Source organism: Candidatus Stoquefichus massiliensis AP9 (assembly GCF_000455285.1).
GTDB classification, from domain to species: domain Bacteria; phylum Bacillota_I; class Bacilli_A; order Erysipelotrichales; family Coprobacillaceae; genus Stoquefichus; species Stoquefichus massiliensis.
Genome location: NZ_HG005292.1, coordinates 47999 through 65369, shown reverse-complemented (window position 1 = coordinate 65369; position 17371 = coordinate 47999). Strand labels below are relative to the sequence as shown.

17 protein-coding genes are annotated in these 17371 nt (G+C 31.3%); 14 read left to right on the top strand and 3 right to left on the bottom strand.

Annotated elements, in window-relative coordinates; genetic code table 11:
- Both BN350_RS21885 and BN350_RS14235 read left to right on the top strand, forming a co-directional pair.
- Window positions 1–72, top strand: a 72-nt coding sequence (locus tag BN350_RS21885) for a hypothetical protein (RefSeq protein ID WP_420885242.1), incomplete at its 5' end; no start/stop codon positions are given.
- A gap of 255 nt (window positions 73–327) precedes the next feature.
- Entirely contained in the window at window positions 328–642 is a 315-nt protein-coding gene (locus tag BN350_RS14235) for a branched-chain amino acid transporter permease (RefSeq protein ID WP_028044205.1), read from the top strand.
- Window positions 643–676: 34 nt separating this feature from the next.
- Here BN350_RS14235 and BN350_RS14230 read toward each other — a convergent pair whose 3' ends face one another.
- Window positions 677–946, bottom strand: a complete 270-nt coding sequence (locus BN350_RS14230) for a hypothetical protein (RefSeq protein ID WP_028044204.1) — start codon at window positions 944–946, stop codon at window positions 677–679.
- Between the two features lie 279 nt (window positions 947–1225).
- Complete coding sequence (locus BN350_RS21435; RefSeq protein WP_222704655.1) at window positions 1226–1399, bottom strand: hypothetical protein; 174 nt, start codon at window positions 1397–1399, stop codon at window positions 1226–1228.
- 295 nt (window positions 1400–1694) lie between these two features.
- On the opposite strand from BN350_RS21435, the gene BN350_RS14215 reads away from it, so the two are divergent.
- The 11 genes from BN350_RS14215 to BN350_RS14165 all read left to right on the top strand — a co-directional run bounded on the left by BN350_RS14215 (window position 1695) and on the right by BN350_RS14165 (window position 15273).
- Window positions 1695–2348, top strand: coding sequence for an SGNH/GDSL hydrolase family protein (locus BN350_RS14215; protein WP_028044201.1), 654 nt, complete (start codon window positions 1695–1697; stop codon window positions 2346–2348).
- Complete coding sequence (locus BN350_RS14210; protein ID WP_028044200.1) at window positions 2348–2911, top strand: hypothetical protein; 564 nt, start codon at window positions 2348–2350, stop codon at window positions 2909–2911. Before BN350_RS14215 ends, BN350_RS14210 begins: the two co-directional genes overlap by 1 nt.
- Window positions 2911–3648: an alpha/beta hydrolase gene (locus tag BN350_RS14205; RefSeq protein WP_028044199.1), complete on the top strand. Its 738-nt coding sequence runs from the start codon at window positions 2911–2913 to the stop codon at window positions 3646–3648. The genes BN350_RS14210 and BN350_RS14205 overlap by 1 nt, the downstream gene beginning before the upstream one ends.
- Before the next feature lie 176 nt (window positions 3649–3824).
- Window positions 3825–5648 carry a translational GTPase TypA gene (typA, locus tag BN350_RS14200; protein WP_028044198.1) on the top strand — a complete coding sequence of 608 codons (1824 nt, stop codon included), beginning with the start codon at window positions 3825–3827 and terminating at the stop codon, window positions 5646–5648.
- Between the two features lie 53 nt (window positions 5649–5701).
- Complete coding sequence (locus BN350_RS14195) at window positions 5702–6607, top strand: hypothetical protein (protein ID WP_028044197.1); 906 nt, start codon at window positions 5702–5704, stop codon at window positions 6605–6607.
- 214 nt (window positions 6608–6821) lie between these two features.
- Window positions 6822–7040, top strand: coding sequence for a DUF6465 family protein (locus BN350_RS14190; RefSeq protein WP_028044196.1), 219 nt, complete (start codon window positions 6822–6824; stop codon window positions 7038–7040).
- A 312-nt stretch (window positions 7041–7352) separates the two neighbouring features.
- Entirely contained in the window at window positions 7353–9293 is a 1941-nt protein-coding gene (locus tag BN350_RS14185) for a leucine-rich repeat protein (protein ID WP_028044195.1), read from the top strand.
- Window positions 9294–9472: 179 nt separating this feature from the next.
- Window positions 9473–11389 carry a PTS sucrose transporter subunit IIABC gene (locus BN350_RS14180; protein ID WP_028044194.1) on the top strand — a complete coding sequence of 639 codons (1917 nt, stop codon included), beginning with the start codon at window positions 9473–9475 and terminating at the stop codon, window positions 11387–11389.
- A gap of 11 nt (window positions 11390–11400) precedes the next feature.
- Window positions 11401–12831: a glycoside hydrolase family 32 protein gene (locus tag BN350_RS14175; protein WP_044600351.1), complete on the top strand. Its 1431-nt coding sequence runs from the start codon at window positions 11401–11403 to the stop codon at window positions 12829–12831.
- A gap of 2 nt (window positions 12832–12833) precedes the next feature.
- Entirely contained in the window at window positions 12834–14219 is a 1386-nt protein-coding gene (locus BN350_RS14170) for a glycoside hydrolase family 32 protein (RefSeq protein ID WP_028044192.1), read from the top strand.
- 58 nt (window positions 14220–14277) lie between these two features.
- Entirely contained in the window at window positions 14278–15273 is a 996-nt protein-coding gene (locus BN350_RS14165) for a LacI family DNA-binding transcriptional regulator (protein WP_044600350.1), read from the top strand.
- Window positions 15274–15275: 2 nt separating this feature from the next.
- Here the strand turns inward: BN350_RS14165 and BN350_RS14160 are convergent, their stop codons facing one another.
- Complete coding sequence (locus BN350_RS14160; protein WP_028044190.1) at window positions 15276–15830, bottom strand: nitroreductase family protein; 555 nt, start codon at window positions 15828–15830, stop codon at window positions 15276–15278.
- Between the two features lie 101 nt (window positions 15831–15931).
- Between BN350_RS14160 and BN350_RS21020 the strand changes: the two genes are divergently transcribed.
- Window positions 15932–17371 (top strand): putative periplasmic lipoprotein (locus BN350_RS21020; RefSeq protein WP_028044189.1); only part of this gene is annotated, 1440 nt, incomplete at its 3' end.

Genomic DNA, 17371 nt, shown 5'->3' with positions numbered 1-17371 from the left:
CTCCTGATAATTGTGATGAAAAATATTATTTGTTTTTTATTTCATTATTTGATCAATGTTATTGGATTTTAGGAAGTGTTATTGGGTCGTTGGTTGGATCATTATTAACAATTAATACAACAGGATTAGATTTCGCGATGACAGCACTATTTGTTGTGATTGTTGTAGAACAGTTTTTAACAAGTGATAAACATATATATTCTTATTTGGGTTTTGGAATAAGTCTGTTATGCTTAATTATATTTGGAAGTGAAGCTTTTATTATTCCTTCAATGATAGGGATTCTTTTAGGCTTAATTGTAATGTATAAAAAAGGAGGACATACAAATGCATGACCTTATGTTAATTGGTGTTATAGCAATTATAACTTTATTAACACGTTTACTACCATTTATACTATTTAAAAATCATACGAATCCTATTATTGAGTATTTAGGTAATGTGCTTCCTTATGCCATTATGGCAATGCTTGTTGTTTATTGTTTAAAAGGTGTTGATTTATTGAGTGGCAATCATGGAATTTGTGAAATATTAGGGGTAGGAACAGTTATTGTTTTACATATTTTGAAAAGAAATACATTATTATCTATATTTGGTGGAACAATTGTTTATATGTTATGTGTACAAATTTTATTTGTTTAAAAGACAAGAGGAATGTCTCTAGTCTTTTGATCTTCTATTTGTATTCTTGTACTTTCTGCTTGAATTCTTCAAAGGTATAACCATCCAATATAATATCTAATGCATAATCTAGCTGATCTAGGTAATAATCATCAAGCCATGAAATATCTTGAGATGGATATGTCTTTTTCATTTGGAGAATCAGTGCATCTCGTTTTCCTTTGATGACACCTTGGTCAATTCCCTGATTATCTTTCATTTCAGCATTGATTGCTGTCATATAGTCTGCAATGTCCTCTCTAAACAAGCCATATGTCTTACTCATGATAGTTACCTCTTTTTCTTTTTTTCTATCACTTTCAGTAAATCATAAAATTGCTCATTGTTTTTCATTACAAAACAAATTCTTTCTAGTTTATTCATTGATAATTGCTTCTGCTGATAGATTTGATTGATCCTTCCTAATTCAATCAGGTATGTAGTCATCTTGTTGTTGGAATCTCTTTTCCTTTCTCGACCGCCATATTCATATTTTGATATTAGCTGATTATCATCAATATAAATACCTTCATAAAAGATAATAGAAATGACTGGCTGTATTTTGTTAAATTCCTTTAAGACTCTGTGAAGCAATGACATGAGACTGATCCATTTGAATCTTAGGCAGCAGATCAGTTTTATCCATGATCTTCCGCACTTCAATATTGATATACTTGCCATCAACCAGTGCAATAAAATCAACAGTAGAAGCTTTGGAATCTTTAATCTTTCTGTCCATAACATGATCAACTTTTTTAATCAAGTTATCCTTGAGACCAGTAGTCAGATGGATCAGCTGTTTGGTTAAAAAGACGGAATCTTCATCTGCAAGATTAATAAAAGATTTAAAGATATCATCATTCAGATAAGAGAGATGAGAAATCTTATCTGAATGTTTAACTATTTGATTTATATCCTTCTTATTTCTAAATACACATTTATTTTTCATTTTTCTTTTTTTATTCTCAAAAAAATTAAAAAATTTATCAGTGAATAACATTTCTTGGTATAATTAAACTATGGAGGATAAAAGTATGCGTGAAAATATGAAATATGATACAAATCAATATCAATTAAGAGAACCAGTGTTAAAAAGAATGATTCAGATTATATCTCAACATAGATATTGTGAAAGTGGTGGAACTGTTTTTTATGGTGATTCAATCACAGAATATTGTGATTTAAAAAATTGGTATCCTGAAATAGAGAATGCTTATAATTGTGGTATAGGTGGTATTACATCTGATATGTTATTGCATTTTATAGATGAAGGTGTTTTGAAATATCAGCCAAGTCAGGTTTTTATTATGGTTGGAACAAATGATTTAGGAAATACAATAATGGCTAGTCCTAGAGATATTGCATTAAATGTTAAAGAAATGGTTGAGATTATTCATTTTAATTTACCACAATGTCGTATTTATATTTTAAGCTGTATTCCATGTTTAGAAAAGATTCATGGTTATAAAACATTAAAAGCAGGAATTCGCAGTAATGATGTATTAAAAATGATATATAAAGAATACAAACGTGTGATACCTTATGGATATGCCCATTTTATTAATGTTTATCCTGCTCTATGTAATAAAAAAGGAGAACCTATTGAAAATTATTATATTGATGGTTTGCATATTAATGATGAAGGATATAAAGCAATGACAGAGGAAGTGAGGAGACAGGTAGAATAATGAAAAGAAAGGGGATTATTGTTTTTGTTCTTCTTGTTATTTCAATTTGTTTAATTGGAGTAGGAGTATGGTTAAAAAATAGAGATAGGTATCTGTTTGAGACTTATGATGATATAAAAGAGGTTGTTGCAAAACAAGTAGATAGAGATCAAGAAAGTTTAGAGATACTTAATGAGCGTCATTATAAGACTGATGATTTTCATTTGTACATGATAGCATTAAAAGATCAAGAAAATTATTATTTTTACATTTATGAAGAACAGAACAACAAAAGATATAAAGAGTATTATCACTGTAGATTTAATGATCAAAATAAACTTAGAGAAATTCGAGATTATCAAAAAGATATTTTAATAGTTCATTTCCCTAATCAAAATCTACAAGTATCCGAATTAAAAGTAACAAGTGGTCTGAATGATTCAAGAACGTCATTACATGATGAAAAGTATGTGATAGAATGTTTTAATAAAACAAGTACAACAGGCATTCCCAAAGATACTTCAGGAGATTTTATGGAAAATTATATAACTCAACAAGAAGAAATTTATCAAAGGAGACAATAATGCAACAATATTATGAAATACCAACTCCTCAAGGAGTTATGCGTGGCTTTTTTCATACCCCACAACAAGAGGAATTTCCTGTGTGCATTATTTTTCATGGTTTTACAGGATGCAATACAGGAGCTAAGTTTTCTTATACACAGTTGTCAAGAATGCTGGAAAAAGAAGGCATTGCAACAATTCGTATGGATTTTTTAGGGAGCGGAGAGTCAGATTTAAGCTTTAGAGATATGACATTTGAAGATGAATTGAATTGTGCATGTTTGATTTTAGAAGAAATATTAAAAATTCCAGCAACTCAAAAGATTTATCTGTTAGGACATTCTATGGGTGGGGTCATTGCAAGTGAATTAGCAAAACTTTATCCAGACAAAATCACAAAAATGTGTCTTTGGTCACCAGCATTTAACTTATCTGATGCTATTGATTATTTAAAAGGATGTACTCCTCTAGCTGAGTTCTATGATCATAATGGTTTTGAAATCTCACATCGTTTTGTTGAAGATATAATATCTAGAGACTTTTATAAAGACTTAGGTACTTATCAGAATCAATTAATGATTATTCATGGTACAAAAGATACAACTGTACCTTTTAAAATATCAAAAAAATATCTTTCACTCTTTCATCAGCCTCAATTTTATCCTATTAAAGATGCAACACATAACTTTGACCAATTAGAACATATTCAAACAGTTATTCAGCTCACATATGACTATTTAAGGGACGAATTATAGTAGTCCTTTTCTTTTTGTTTCAAATATGTAACCGCTATCGTTTTTAGATAATTATGAGATAATGATGAAAACACTGATGGATACAATGCTTTTTGTATGTTTCGTCATATATTTTTAGTTGTGTTTTGACATAATTGTGATATAATCAAAAAGGCGAAAAGGAGTGCGGAAAATAGATGAATAACATTAGAAATATAGCAATTATTGCACACGTAGACCACGGTAAAACAACTTTGGTTGATCAATTATTAAAGTTATCTGGGACATTAGAAGACAATGAACAGATTGCTGATAGAGCTATGGATTCAAATGCCATAGAAAGAGAAAGAGGAATTACAATTTTGGCTAAGAATACAGCCATTAATTATAAAGACTATCGTATTAATATTATGGATACACCAGGTCATGCTGACTTTGGTGGAGAAGTAGAACGTATTATGAATATGGTAGATGGTGTTTTATTGGTTGTTGATGCTTATGAAGGGACAATGCCACAAACACGTTTTGTTTTAAAGAAAGCTTTAGAAGCAAAAGTCAAACCAATTGTTGTGATTAATAAAGTAGATAGACCAGTCGTTCGTATTAATGAAGTTATGGATGAAGTTTTAGAATTATTTATGGAATTAGGTGCTGATGATAACCAGTTAGAATTCCCTACAGTTTTTGTTTCTGCATTAATGGGAACATCTAGTTTAGATTCTGATATTTCTACACAAGTTCATAATATGGATTGTTTGTTTGATATGATTATTAATGAAATTCCTGCTCCGTTAGTAGATGATGAGGGGATGCTACAATTCCAACCAGCTTTATTAGATTATAATGATTATGTTGGACGTATTGGAATTGGACGTATTCAAAGAGGAAAAATTCATGTCAATGAAACTGTTGTTTGTTTACGTGCTGATGGAACAAAAACACAATTTAGAATTCAGAAGTTATTTGGATTTATTGGGTTACATAGAATTGAGATTGAAGAAGCAAGTGCTGGAGATATTGTAGCAGTTGCTGGATTAGCTGACATTGGTGTTGGAGAAACAGTCTGTGCATTAGGTACAGAGGAACCATTACCTTTATTACGTATTGATGAACCAACAATTCAAATGGTATTTGGAACAAATACTTCACCATTTGCTGGTAAAGAAGGAAAATTTGTTACAGCAAGTAAGATTGAAGAAAGATTATTTAAAGAAACTAATCGAGATGTGTCTTTAAAAATTGAAAGAATTCCTAATGCAGAAGAATGGATTGTCTCAGGACGTGGAGAATTACACTTATCAATTTTAATTGAAAATATGCGTAGAGAAGGTTTTGAGTTACAGGTTTCTAAACCAAAAGTTATTATTAAAGAAATTGATGGTGTGAAATGTGAACCATATGAAGAAGTCTTTATTGAAGCACCAGATGAATGTATTGGAAGTGTTATTGAATCTTTAGGATTTAGAAGAGGAACACTTGAGAATATGGAATCAGACAATGGAATGACAAAAGTACATTATATTATTCCATCTCGTGGTTTAATTGGTTTTATGACTAACTTCTTAACAATGACAAAAGGTTATGGTATTATTAATCATTCATATTTGGATTATCGTCCAATGGAAGGTGATACTGTTGGTGAAAGACAATTAGGTGTCTTAGTGTCTATTGATTCAGGACAAACAACTGCCTATGCTTTAGGTGGTGTTGAAGATCGTGGAGTCTTATTTGTAGGTCCAGGTATTAATGTATATGAAGGAATGATTGTTGGAGAGCATAGTCGTGATAATGACTTAGTTGTAAATGTTACTAAAGGGAAACAGTTAACGAATACACGTTCTTCTACAAAAGACTCAACAGTTGTTTTAAAGAAACCAAGATTTTTTAATCTTGAAGCTTGTTTAGATTATGTGAATGATGATGAACTTGTCGAAGTTACGCCAGAAAGTATACGTTTAAGAAAACGTCTATTAACAGAAAATGAAAGAAGAAAAGCTTATACAAAAAAGATGAACGGATAGAATCCGTTTTTCTTGTAAATAGGATATTATGATGAATTTGAAAGGGGAATAATATGAAAAAATTACAAGGATTTGAACAAATAGGTTTTAAAATTAATAAAGAACATGCTTGTGCATATGGGGTGGTTGAAGGATATCAGTTTGTGGTTAACTTCTTACCACAACAAAGACAGTATACTCTTATGGCAACACTAAAAACTGAAAATGAAACAGGTGTTATGACACAATATCTTGATTCATTGGATAAAGGAAACATTATTAATTGGACAATATATAAGGACAATGCTGTTATTGTTAACTTAAAGAATCATAAGGAACTTGATGTATATGCCATGCAAAAGATTATGCAAGGGATTGCATTAACAGCTACACAAAATGGATATGTTCAATGTTGTCGTCATTGTGGTGAAGAAACAACGATTTATCCAGTGACTGTAAATGGAAATATTGATTTGGCTTGTGAAAAATGTTTAGCAGAATTTACAAGTCAACAACCTCCGATTAAAGAAGTGAATTTGCCTTTAGGTATTGTTGGAGCATTGATTGGGTCTGTTATTGGAGTTGCTGTATGGATTTTGATTTATCAATTAGGTTTTGTTGCAGGAATTACTGGTTTTATTATGGCTGTTTGTTGTTTTAAAGGATATGAAATGCTTGGTGGACGTATTGATAAAAAAGGTGTGTGGATTGCCATTGTTATAGCAGTTGTTATGCTAGCAGTAGCAGAGATGCTTTGTTTAGGGATAGAAATTCATTCTCTTTATAGCGAGTATTATGATATTTCTTTCTTTGATGCAATGTCTGTTCTTCCTACTTTTTTAGGTGAGAGTGAAATTATTTCTGCAGTATTAGGAGATTTAGCATTTGGTTATGTTTTCATGGCAGTAGCAAGCTTTTCATATATTAAGAATATCCAAAAAAGAGTCAATACAGAGGGTGTTATTGAACGTTTAGGGTAGATAAAATAGATGAATTATCGACAAAAGATGATTCGGTTTTATCTCTTTATACAGAAATATCCAAAATATGCAAATAAAAATATAGGGAAATCAGAAAAAATGGAATAAAGTTTGTATTAATGGCAAAAAAGTGATATATTATCAGTAATAAATGAGGGCAATCTCTTGAAAAAGTAATCGCTTTCATTTATAATAAGATTAAGGAGGACGGATAGTGAAACTTAAATTACAAGTACAATTTAATAATAAAAACGTTGAGACAACTAATATTGAGAAGTTAGTTAAAGAGGATGTTAAATCAAAAGGTGTCAAAATGACAACTGTTGATACATTAGAGGTTTACTATAAACCAGAAGATTCTTCAGTATATTATGTTGCAACAACAAAAACTGGTGAAGTTGTTGGTAATGATCAACCACTATACATCGGTTAGTTCTTAGTATTACTATAAAAATATACCCAATCTAGAAAAGGAACTTATATGAGTTCCTTTTCTTTTTCTATAAATTATCACTTAAAAATCCGCTGAATTTCCTTTTTCACTCCAACCACCCAATTCCTCTTATAAATGTAATATAATATAATTAATTCGGATAGGTAGACAAAAAAGACAGATATATTTATCTGCAAAAAAGTTCGATATTGATTATATAGAATAAATATAGGGAATTATGATTTCGTATTATAGGATAATTATCTGGTTCTTAAATGTCTAATATAACGAACAAAAGGAGGAAAGGAAAAGATGTTAAGGAAATATCATTTAGAGGAAAAGTATCAAAAGAAACTATCACATGTCTTACAGTTACAGATGAAGATCATCATAGTAATAGGATTGCTTATCATGGGAATGAATGTTATTGCTAATGATACGTATGCAGCTGAAAGTGAAGTCTATGGACTGTATAAAAAAGGAGCCTACAGCGATAAAGTCTATGAATGTAATGCTGATGGAAGTGAAATAAGTAATGCAAATGAAATTGATGTTAAAGATGTCACTTATCTTTACATTGCAGCCGATGTCAGAATAGTCAAGAATATAAAAAAGAGTCCTGTAGATGAACCGAAGGTACATACTGTTAAGTTTCTAGGAACAGCTGTAACAGAACTTAATAGGAGTTTTAGTGACTTTGTTAATCTTACAAAAATAGTAGGACTTGAAAATACACCATTGCAAACAATAGGTTCTTCGACATTTGCTAACACTCGGTTAATAGACATCACGCTGCCATCTACAGTTAAGAATGTTGATTCTATGGCTTTTAATCACTGTTTAGCACTCACAAACATTAGTGTTAAAAGTGAGGGAACTCCAGCCTTTTATAGTCAGGATGGAGTCCTTTATAAAAAAGAAACAAGTACTAATGCAGAAACACTTTATAAATATCCTGATGGAAAAACTGAAGAGAGCTATATAGTGCCAGATAATGTTAAAGTGATTGGTGAATGGGCATTCGAAAATAGTATTTCATTAAAATCAATAACCATTGCAGCAACAGTAGAAACCATTGCTAGGAGTGCTTTTTTTTCTTCAAGCATAGAAACAGTTCAGTTTAAGGATTTAAGTCAGCTTAAAACAATTGGAGAATTTGCATTTGATTCTAGTCATCTTCAATCAATTACTCTTCCTAAACAACTTGAAACAATTGAGAGATGTGCTTTTCGATCTACTCAGTTAACTGCAATTGATATCCCTCAGAAAGTGAACACAATTGATTCTTCAGCATTTAATGAATGTATACAACTCGCATCTATCAATGTGGCTTCAGGCAATACAAGCTATCAAAGTATTGAGGGTGTTCTGTATACTCAAGATGGAAAGACCTTATGCAATTATCCAATTGCCAGAGAAACAGATACCTATATCATTAAAGATGGAGTAGAAACAATTGAAAAATATGCATTTGATATGACTCAAAAGACACCTTATGTTACCATTCCAGCAAGTGTTAAAAACATAAACGAGTTTGCATTTTATTCCAGCAAGATTGAGCGTATGCTGTTATTAGGAAACGTTTCTACATTTGGTGAAATGTGCTTTGAAAGAACAAATCTCACTCTTTATACTTTGAATGCCAATGATGTTGGAAATGTAACTGTAGGTGAAAGGGAAACACATGAACTACAGCTCTATATTCCACCGGTATTAGAGCTAGCTAAGACATCTCAAGGAAAAGCAAAAGACATATTACAATTACCAAAGGTAAACAATGATACAACTTTTAAGGATGAATTACAGTATAGCTATGCAAGCAGTGATTCAGCCGTTGCTAGTGTTGATGCTAACGGCTTAGTCACAATGCATAAAGCAGGAACAGCTACCTTAACAGCAAGCGTTAAGGATTGCTTTAATGAAGTCAAAGCTGAAACTGTCTTGACAGTAACAGAGAATACAAATAATTCTGTTGATGATCCAATCAATTCAGACAATACAAATAATTCTACTGATAATCCAAACAATTCAGAGAATACAAATAATCCTATTGGTAACCCTAATCCAGATATAAATACTGGTACAAATCCACCAAAAGAAATGCTTAAAGATGAACAAAAGAATAATCAAACTGTATCAGGAGATAAAGCCAAAGTTGAAACATCTGATACAAGTGCAATGATATTCATAGAGATTATGATAATAATCAGTGGTTTAGGGATAATGATATTTAGAAGAAAAGAAAATAGTTAGAAGATAACTCGGAATTAATCCGGGTTATTTTTATATTATATATGGAACTGATTTCATATTAATAAAGTTAATTACTTGCATTTATTATGTTTTTTACAAATAATTATTGACATATATAGGAGATAGATTTATACTATATATGTGGAACCGGTTCTATATCGGTGTGAGGAGGAACAACAATGAGTGAAAGTAAACAAGAAAAGTATTTACGCATTTCTCAAGACCTTGTTAATTATGTTGGAGGGTTAGAGAATATTCAGGGTGTTGCCCATTGTGCAACAAGACTTCGTATTGTCTTAAAAGACAATGATTTAGCAAATATTGAAAAACTTGAAGAAGTTGATTTGGTTAAAGGGGTATTTATTGCTGGAGATCAGTTACAGCTAATCTTTGGTGCTGGTTTGGTTAATGATGTTTATGATGTGTTTAGTCAGTATACACATACTGAGAATATGTCTTTGGGTGATATTAAACAACAAAGTGCAAAAAAACAAAATCCTTTTCAGGCAGTGATTAAATCTTTATCTGATGTCTTTATTGATATTATGCCTGGAATCTTAGCCGCAGCATTATTAATGGGGATTACAGGTGTATTAAGTAAATGGGATGTTGTGGCAAATAATGAAACATTATATGCGATTAATAAATTAGCAAGTCTAGCATCAAACGGAATCTTTGCGATATTGCCAATGGCTGTTTGTTATAGTGCATGTAAAAGATATGGTGGTAAACCAATTTTAGGGATGATTGTTGGAGCAATTATGTTAGATGCTTCTCTAGCCAATGCTTATTCTGTAGGAAGTGGAACAGCAACCCCAGAAATTATTCGTATATTAGGATTACCAATTGAATTAGTTGGTTTCCAAGGTGGAATTATTATTGCATTAATGATGGGATTTATTGTTGCAAAGTTAGATATATTCTTTGATAAAAAGATTCCTGATGTTGTAAAATTATTATTCTCACCATTATGTACAGTCTTTATTTCTACAGCATTATTATTTACAATTATTGGACCTGCTGGCCGTGAGTTATCAAATTTAATTACTGGTGGATTGATTTGGGTAACACAGAATTTAGGTGTGTTAGGATATATGATATTCGCAGGTGTTCAACAGATTATTGTTATTACGGGATTGCATCATATTTTAGGAGCTATTGAAGCACAATTAATTGCTGATACAGGTAGAAACTTCTTGAATCCTTTAATGTCAGTTGCATTAATGGGACAGGGGGGAGCTGTTTTAGGATATTTAGCATTAAACTGGAAAAACTTAAAAGCAAGAGAACTTGCAATTCCATCATTTGCCTCAACTTTATTTGGAATTAGTGAACCAGCTATCTTTGGGATTAACTTAAGATATAAATTTCCACTTATTGCGGGATGTTTAGGTGGTGCAATGGCAGGAGCTTATGTTTATTTTGCAGATTTAGCAGCTTTTGGATTTGGAACGACAGCAGTACCTGGGATTGCTATTTGTGATCCGGCAAATAATGGGTATATCAATTATATTATTGCTCATCTTATTGCATTGGCTGGTGGATGTGTCTTAGCTATTATCTTTGGGAAGGTTGCTGAACGTAAAAATAAAACAGAAGATATAAATGAAGTGATTGAAGAAATGGAAACACAAGTAGAATATAATGGAGAAATCGAAGTTGTATCTCCAATCAAAGGAATTGTGAAAAATATTAGTGAATCATCTGATCCAACATTTGCTTCTAAAGCAATGGGTGATGGTATTGCAGTGACTGTTGATGATGGCGAAGTTGTTGCACCATGTGATGGTAAAGTGACATTTGTCTTTCCAAGTAAACATGCTATTGGAATCACAATGAAAGATGGTTCTAGTGTATTGATTCATTGTGGTATTGATACTGTGAATATGAATGGAGAAGGTTTTGAAACTTTTGTAAGTGTTGATCAAGATGTCAAAAAAGGTGAATTATTATTAAGATTTGATACTGATTTAGTTAAGAAAAAGGGTTATTCTACAGAAACAATGATGGCGTTTGAAATAAAAGAAGATCGCACACTTGAAATGCAGTATACAGGTCAAACTGATGGCAGTGATATTATTGCAGTATTGAAATAGAGGAATATATTATGATGACAAAAGAAGATTATCAAAAAGAATATGGTACGCATCAAAAGATGCGTGACCATGTTCGTCAAGATCAATATCGTTTACAATATCATTTAATGCCACCTGCTGGTTATTTAAATGATCCTAATGGATTATGCCAAAAAGATGGAATCTACCATATTTATTTCCAATATACGCCATTTGACTGTGGTTGGGGTACAAAACTATGGGGACATTATACAACAAAAGACATGATTCATTTCCAGGAAGAAGAACCATTCCTTTATCCAGATACAAAGATGGATAAAGATGGCGTTTATAGTGGATCAGCCTTTGTGAAGGATAATCTTATTCATTATTTCTATACAGGAAATGTTAAATTATATGATCGGAATGATTATGATTATATTAATGAAGGAAGAGAACAGAATACCATTCATATGACGAGCCAGGATGGTTATCATATATCTCAAAAAGAACTCATTCTCACAAATGATGACTATCCTCAAGATATGTCTAAACATGTACGTGATCCTAAAATATTTGAAAAAGATGGCTATTATTATATGGCTATTGGAGGACGTACAAGAGATAATCAAGGGTGTGTTCTTTTGTATAAAAGTGATGATTTACAACATTTTAAGTATTATAATCGTTTGATTTTACCTAACTTTGGTTATATGTGGGAATGTCCTGATTTATTTGAATTAGATGGACAATTATTTTTAATGACATGTCCACAAGGATTAGTTCAACAGGGTTATAATTATGCGAATGTTTATCAAATGGGATATTTTAAAGTTAACTATGATTTTCAACAAAACACATATACTTTAAGTGAATTCCATGAATTAGATAGAGGTTTCGATATTTATGCACCTCAGAGTTTTTTAGATGAAAAAGGAAGACGCATTCAGTATGCCTGGATGGGAATTCCAGATGCAGATTATGATAATCAGCCCACAATAGATTATGATTGGCAACATGCTTTAACAATGCCTAAAGTCTTGACATATCATGATGGTCAAATCTATCAGCAACCAATGGAAGAAATGAAAGCATTAAGAGAGAAAACAATTGTTTCTCATTGTCATCAAATCAAGCAAGAAGATACAATCTGTTTTGAAATGAATATTGAATTAGAAGAAAACAAGGATTTTCATTTAAAGATACGTGATGATGCTCATCTGACATATCAAAATCATATATTAACACTTTCTCTAGGTCAAAGTGGACATGGACGGGCAACACGTTCTATAGAAATTAATGAAGTTTATCAAATGACAATATTTAGTGATACATCAAGTTTAGAAATCTTTATTAATGATGGACAAACTGTTTTCACAACACGTGTTTATAGTGAATCATTGCATCAGACAGTTGAGTTCTTAACATCAATCAAAGGAAAGGTTACTTATTATCCATTAAAGCCTTATGTTATAACAAAGTAATGATGAAAGATATACAATTAGAAAAAGAAAGAGTCAAAAAAGATCCATATCGTTTGCATTATCACTTAATGCCTCCTATGGGATTATTGGCAGATCCTAATGGGATGTGTCAAATAAATGATGTCTATCATATTTATTATGTTCATAATCCTTTGGCTTGCTTAACAACAAAGCGAACAGCTTGTGTATGGGGACATTATAGTACTCAAGATTTTATTCATTATAAAGAAGAGGAATATGCTATTATGCCTGATACGAAGTGGGATCAGGATGGTGTTTATAGTGGCAGCAGTCTTTATGAATCTGGAGAACTTGCGGTATTTTATACTGGTAATGTCCGTTATGCAGGAGATTATGATTATGTTCTTGATGGTCGAGAACAGAATGTTATGATGATAACTTCTAAAGATGCAATAAAGTTTTCAAAAAAACGTTTACTTATGACAAACAATGATTTTCCTACGGATATGACAAAGCATGTTAGAGATCCGCAAGTCTTTAAAGAAGATAAATATTATATGGTGCTTGGGGCACGTAATCGAGAGAATCAAGGGTTAGTGCTTATCTATGAAAGTCAGGATAAAATCCACTGGAACTATTTCAATCAATTAACTACCTCTCAAAAATTTGGTTTTATGTGGGAATGTCCTGATCTTATTGCATTTGATCAACAATATATTCTTATTACCTGTCCCCAAGGAATTCTTCAATCAAGAACTTATCAAAATCAGCATCAATGTGGCTATTTTGAAATTGAGGGAGATTTTAAAGGTGAAAGTCAATTAGGTCCTTTTCAATTGTTTGATTATGGGTTTGATTTTTATGCAGCAAGAACATTTTTAACAAGTGAAGGTGAACGCCTTCTTATTGGTTGGATGGGTATGTCAGAAGCAAAATACACACAGAATATGACATATCAAAATGGCTGGACACAGGCCCTTGCTATGCCACGTTTATTAACATATAAAAATCATCATATTTATCAGTCACCTATTTCACAAATGAAGGATCTAAGACGATCACATGTTATGTTAGATGCATCTCATCATATTTATAAAAATGGTTTAAGTTTTGAATTGATTCTTACAAATATTCATTCTCAACCGATAACCATTCAATTTCGTCAAGATTGTTTTTTAAGATACCATGATTCAACTTTATCGTTAGATATGGGTACATGTGGTGATGGGCGAGATATTCGTTATCTAGATATAGATGATTTAGAAAAACTGCATATATTTAGTGATACAAGTTCTTTGGAAATCTTTATTAATGACGGTTATTATACAATGACAACACGTATTTTTAGTTTAAATGATCAGTTAATTATTGACAAGAATCATGCCAATATTGACTACTATGAATTAGGACAATATGAATACATTTAAAATCCTTGCTTGCAAGGATTTTCTTTTCTTGTATAATGAAATTAAGAGGATGAGGTTTATGGAAGAAAATAAAAAATTAACAATGAGTGATATAGCAAAAATGGCAGGTGTTGCGAAAAGTACTGTATCCAGATATTTTAATGGTGGTTATGTTAAAGAAGAAACAAAAGAGAAATTAAGAAAAATTATTGAGGAGCACCATTATGAACCCAATGCTATAGCACAAAGCTTAAAAGCAAAACGAACAAACACAATAGGAATCGTTGCCCCTTGTTTAGATTCAATTACATCATCAAGAATGCTGATGGCTATAGATGAGTATTTGAAAGGACAAGGTTATACAACGATTATCATTAATACAAATCATAATGAAATGCGAGAATTGGCATCCATTGAACATCTATGGAGAATGAATGTTGATGGTATTATCTTATTGGCAACTGCAGTGACGATGACTCATCAGCAACTCGCAAGTAAATTAGATATTCCCATTTTAGTGGTTGCACAACTTTTTAAAGGGGGTATTTCAATTATTTATGATGATTATCATGCTGGTTATGATGTAGGATGCTATGCTGCCAATATGAATCATCAGCATATCCTTTATATGGGGGTTGGTCATAAAGATGAAGCTGTTGGTGTTCAAAGAAAGAAAGGTGTTCTTGATGCTCTAAAGGATCATCATATTAAAGATGTGAGTATTAGAGAAACAAACTTTTCATTTCATGATTCTCGGCAGATTATTCGAGAATATTTAATGAAACACACACCAACATTAATTATATGTGCAACAGATAATATTGCTTTAGCATGTTATAAGGAAATTATGGAAAAAGGACTAAATGTTCCTGATGATATTTCTTTAATAGGCTTTGGCGGTTATGAAGTTTCTTCAATTATCTCACCAAGTCTGTGTACGATTCGTTATAATAATGAATTAGCAGGACAAATGGCTGGAAAAACAATTATTCAACTTATAGAAAAAGAACCAATGGCCCAAACACAATTGATTGGTTATGAATTAATAAAAGGTGGAAGTGTGAAAAAACTGTGATTTTAATCACAGTTTTTCTCTTCAATGATATGAATTCTTGTTTGTTTCTTTTCTTTTGCTGGAGTATCAGCTGCTGAATAGCCAAGAGCAGCACATCCAATAACCTGAAAGTTAGTAGGAATACCCATTTTCGTTAAAACTTGACGAACTTCCTCAACATCTTGTGTGTCTCTTAATTGATTAATCCAGCATGATCCAATATTTAAGCTTGTTGCAGCAAGAAACATATTTTCTAACATACAGCTTCCATCTTCAATGCGCTTGCTATCATATTCAGGACCAGCAACAATCACAAGGACTGGTGCATGGTAAGCACAATGATAGTCATCAGATTTTGTTTCCCCTCTTTCATTGAATACATAGCGAATGGCGCTTGCAAGTTCATCAATATAATCTTTTCTTGTTACTGCAAAGACTTCACATAATTGCTGATTCATGGCGCTAGGAGCCTGAATTCCAGCATTAAGAATTGTCATTAAAGTTTCAGAATCAAGTGCTTTATCTTGATAATTGCGACAACTTGTTCTTTTCTTTATGGTATCTAATGTTTCGTTCATTATTTTATCACCTCTCATCATATTATAGACCTAATCACTTAAAAAACAATGATAATCACATAAATATATGTTATACTAATGTCGATATAAGGAGGTCAGCTATGAAAAAATTAGTCATTGGATTGTTAGCACTTATATTGTTAAGTGGCTGCTCACAAGGGAAAAAGGAATCAACATTCATGTTAACACGTGATGATAAGGTGTATGCACTTTATAATCAGGATGGAGAACAATTAAGTGAATATATTTATAAGACATTTCAGGAGATTCAAGGTATTGGTTATCTTGTAACAGATGAAAAAGATCAAAAAGGAGTTATTGATTATGATGGTGATGAAATTATTAAACCTGGAACATATGAAATATTGGAATCGGTTGATCGTATGTTTTATGCAGTAGCTAAAACAGAGAATAAAATAGAAAATAAGATTGAAAATGGTTTTTATAAAAATAATCTTCTTGTATTAGATGATGAAGGAAAAGTTCTTTATACTGCTCAAGATAATCTTGGAATTATGAAAAGTGGATTGCCAGTTATATATAAAGATAAAGAATATATTGTTTTAAATGAAAATGGTAAAGAATTATGCAAAGGTGAAGATGCTGTTTTATATGTTAATCAGATAAATAATAGTTCATCTATAATTATAGGATTTAAGGATTATCAGTCTTTTTATCATACAGATACTGCTGATGAAAAGAAAAACATTCAATTAGATATGAATGAAAAAGGAACATATAAAATTTTAGATGAAAATACAGAAGGTGCTATTCTTAATGATGAAGCATTAAAAAGTATGATTTATGTTGATTTTTCAAACAAAAAATATTATCAAAATACAATTCAAGTCAAAGAAGCCCATTTTAATGAAAACCAAAATGTTATATTAACAAATGGGAATAAGACATTTGTATATCCTATAAGTGGTGTACCAGTATTAATGACAAGTTATTATTTCTCACCAATCACATATGTTGTTCGTTCAACAGATATCTATGGACCACATCAAGTCTATAAAGAAGGAAAACTTACTGGAGAATTAAAAAACTGTCAATTATATCCAGTTGCCAAGCAGGTATATTCTGAGTTCTTCCCTGTCTATGTAAGAGATACAGGATATCAGTATTATAGTTTTGATAATAAGAAAGTTATTGATAAGACATTTATTGAAGCTGAACCATTTGATGCAAATACACGTGCTATTGTGAAAGTCAATGATAAAGGTTATTCATTAATTGATGAAAAAGGTGAAGTTTTGACAAAAGAATATTATTATCGTATAAAGTACATAGGCAGTTCATATTATGCAGTCTATAATGAAACAGGTGCATTTGGAGTCATTGATGAAACAGGAACTATTGTATTTGAACAAGAATATACGAATTTACCTGAAAATGCTATTGTTGAGTATGATGAGAATGCATATTTAATATTAGGTAAAAATGGTAGAAGTTTTGTTTATGATATAAAAGATGATATGAAAGAAATCTTTTCTCAGGAAGGTGACGTGAAACTTGATCCAAAAGGATATTTTGCAATT